The organism is Ruegeria sp. N4 (assembly GCF_056531425.1).
This window is the reverse complement of record NZ_JBQFLT010000027.1, coordinates 1-3,090: the sequence shown is the minus strand read 5'-3', so window position 1 is coordinate 3,090 and position 3,090 is coordinate 1. Positions and strand designations below refer to the sequence as shown.

At 61.4% G+C, this 3,090-nt stretch carries 3 protein-coding genes; all 3 read left to right on the top strand.

The window, feature by feature from the left end; genetic code table 11:
• The first annotated feature begins 1 nt into the window (after position 1).
• Positions 2-682: a GntR family transcriptional regulator gene (locus ACR0LW_RS21175; RefSeq protein ID WP_480884406.1), complete on the top strand. Its 681-nt coding sequence runs from the start codon at positions 2-4 to the stop codon at positions 680-682.
• Between the two features lie 11 nt (positions 683-693).
• On the top strand, positions 694-2,088 hold the full coding sequence (tcuA, locus tag ACR0LW_RS21170; RefSeq protein ID WP_480884404.1) for an FAD-dependent tricarballylate dehydrogenase TcuA: 1,395 nt from the start codon (positions 694-696) through the stop codon (positions 2,086-2,088).
• On the top strand, positions 2,078-3,090 hold a 1,013-nt coding region (gene tcuB / locus ACR0LW_RS21165), incomplete at its 3' end, for a tricarballylate utilization 4Fe-4S protein TcuB (protein ID WP_480884402.1). The genes tcuA and tcuB, both read left to right, overlap by 11 nt.

Here is a 3,090-nt window from a genome sequence, read left to right as displayed (position 1 = left end):
GATGACCTTTCAAGACGCTCCGTTACAACCTGGCCCACAAGGCAATTCTGCGTATCAGCGCCTGCTGGACGAGATTCGCGAGGGCACTCTTCTGCCCGGCGACCGGCTGCGCGAGATTGAGCTCTCGGAACGGTTGGGCGTCAGCCGTACCCCGGTACGCGAGGCGATAAGGCAGTTGGAGGCCGACGGGCTGGTCACCCATGTGCCACGGCAAGGTGCCACCGTGCGCAGTCTGGATTACGCCGAGGTCATGGAACTCTATGAGATGCGCGCGGTGCTTGAAGGGACAGCGGCCCGTCTGGCAGCCCGCGCGGCATCGGATGTCGAATTGGATGAACTGGACCTTTTGAACGACCGGTTGGCCGAGGCGGGTACTGGCCCCGATGCGGTCCTAATCAACAAGGTCTTTCACGCAACACTTCTGGATGCGGCCAAGAACCGGTTTCTGGCAAAATCCATGCTCTCCTTGCAAAAGGCGCTGTTGATCCTGGGGCCCTCGCAATTGCTGGATAGCGACCGCGCCGAGGCCGCAGTGGCCGAGCATCGGCGCATCATGGCGGCTTTGAAGGCCCGCGATGGCGCAGCGGCCGAGACAGAGATGCGCGCGCATATCCAGGCGGCACAACGGATGCGCATCCGCGCGTTGCAGGACCGCGACCGCTCAATCGACGAAAGCCAGTAGGTAGACAGGATATGGCCACCCCAAAGGAAGCTTACGATATCGCTGTGATTGGCGGTGGGAACGCAGCCCTCTGCGCCGCGATGACTGCGGCTGAGGCAGGCGCGCGCGTTCTGATCCTTGAGACGGCGCCAAAACCTTATCGCGGCGGAAACTCGCGCCATACGCGCAACTTTCGCTGTATGCATTCGGGCCCGTTGGGCCCGCTCGTCGAGGCGTATGGCGAAGACGAATACCTCTCGGATCTGCTGAAAGTCACCGGCGGCAAAACCGATGAACATCTGGCCCGCCTCGCGATCCGAACGTCGGAAGAATGCCTGCCGTGGATGCAAGAACATGGGGTTCGGTTTCAGCCGTCGCTTTCCGGCACATTGTCATTGGCACGGACCAATGCGTTTTTCATGGGGGGCGGCAAATCTCTGGTGAATGCCTATTACCGGACGGCGGCGGGGCTGGGTGTTGATGTGCTGTATGAGGCCGCTGTGACGCATCTGGAACTGAACAGCGACCAGATCGAGTGGGTCGATTACACCTATGAAGGCCAGTCTCATCGGATCACACCGAAGGCGCTCATCGTTGCCTCCGGCGGCTTTCAGGCCGACACAGATTGGCTTACCCGCGCTTGGGGTGAGCCTGCGAAGAACTTTCTGATCCGGGGAACGCCGTACAACCGAGGCGTGGTCCTGTCTGATCTGCTGGATCAAGGCGTAGAAAGCGTCGGTGACCCGACCCAATGCCACGCTGTCGCCATTGACGGGCGCGCGCCGAAATTCGACGGCGGCATCGTCACCCGTCTGGACTGCGTTCCGTTTTCCATCGTCGTGAACAAACATGCCGAGCGGTTCTATGACGAGGGCGAAGACGTCTGGCCCAAACGCTACGCGATCTGGGGCCGTTTGGTGGCGGCGCAGCCGGATCAGGTGGGATATGCCATCATCGACGCCAAGTCGCTGAACCTGTTCATGCCGTCCGTGTTCCCGCCGCTAAAGGCGGACACGTTGGATGAATTGGCCGGGATGATGGACCTGCCCGCAGAGAAATTGAAAGCAACCGTCAGCGCATTCAACGCCGCCTGCGGTGACACCAGCGGGTTTCACCCGACCGAACTGGACGGGGTGGCGACCTCGGGACTGATCCCGCCCAAGACCAACTGGGCGCGCCCAATTACCGAACCGCCGTTTTACGGCTACTCGCTGCGGACCGGTGTGACCTTTACCTATCTTGGGTTGAAGGTTGACGAGACGGCCCAGTGCTCGACGCCCAGCGGTAAGATCAAAAACCTGTGGGCGGCCGGGGAAACGATGGCCGGGTCGATCCTTGGGCAAGGCTATCTGGCGGGCTTTGGCATGACCATCGGAACTGTTTTTGGACGCATCGCAGGACGAGAGGCCGCCGCTTATGCAAACTGATCTTATTCAGGAAGCCCGCCGCCAGGCCGAGATATGCAACGCCTGCCGCTATTGCGAGGGCTATTGCTCGGTCTTCCCGTCGCTGCACGCAGAGCGCGCGTTCTCGGATGGGGACATCACGCAATTGGCCAACCTGTGCCACAACTGCCGGGGCTGTTACTACGCCTGTCAGTACACCGCCCCGCACGCGTTCGACCTGAACCTGCCCAAGGCGCTGGCCGAGGTGCGGCGGGACAGTTGGGAGAGCTTGGCATGGCCGCAGCCGCTGGCACGCCGGTTCCACACCCATGGCGGGGCCATCGCCCTGGCGTTGGTGATCGGATTTGCCCTGTTGTTCTGGGCGACCCGCGCCATCGGTTCCAGCGGAGGCGAAGGATTTTATGCCGTCCTGTCCCACAACGCGATGGTCGCGATCTTTGCGCCTGCATTCCTGCTGCCTCTGTTCAGTATCGCCTTCAGCCTGAGGCGCTATTGGGCCGAGGTTGGCGGCAAACCGATCCAGATGTCTGATCTGACGGTTGCGCTCAAACGTGCGGGCAAGATGCAGGATCTGGCCGCAGGCCATGGCGAAGGCTGTAACTTCGAGGACGAAGACCGGTTCAGTCAGGGCCGACGCCACATCCACCACGCCATCATGTATGGCTTCCTGCTGTGCTTCGCGTCGACCTCGGTCGCGACGATCATGCACTATGTCTTCGGAATGCACGCGCCTTACGGGTTTTGGTCGTTGCCGAAACTGTTCGGGATTTCCGGGGGGCTGCTGCTGACAGTGGGATGTGGTGCGATGGCGCTGCTCAAGCAAAAGTCAGACCGAGACCTCGGCGATCCGTCGGCCTGGGGCGGGGATATCGGCTTCATCCTGTTGCTCGGGTTTGTGGGGCTCAGCGGGCTGGTTCTCTATGCCCTCGGATCAACGCCTCTGATGCCCGCACTGCTGGCCATCCACCTCGGATCGGTCCTGACCTTCTTCCTGCTGACGCCCTACACAAAAATGGCACACGG

Excerpts from the sequence above, each read along its gene's own strand:
- ACR0LW_RS21175 (WP_480884406.1), top strand. The coding sequence starts at position 2 with ATGACCTTTCAAGACGCTCCGTTACAACCTGGCCCACAAGGCAATTCT.
- tcuA (WP_480884404.1), top strand. The coding sequence starts at position 694 with ATGGCCACCCCAAAGGAAGCTTACGATATCGCTGTGATTGGCGGTGGG.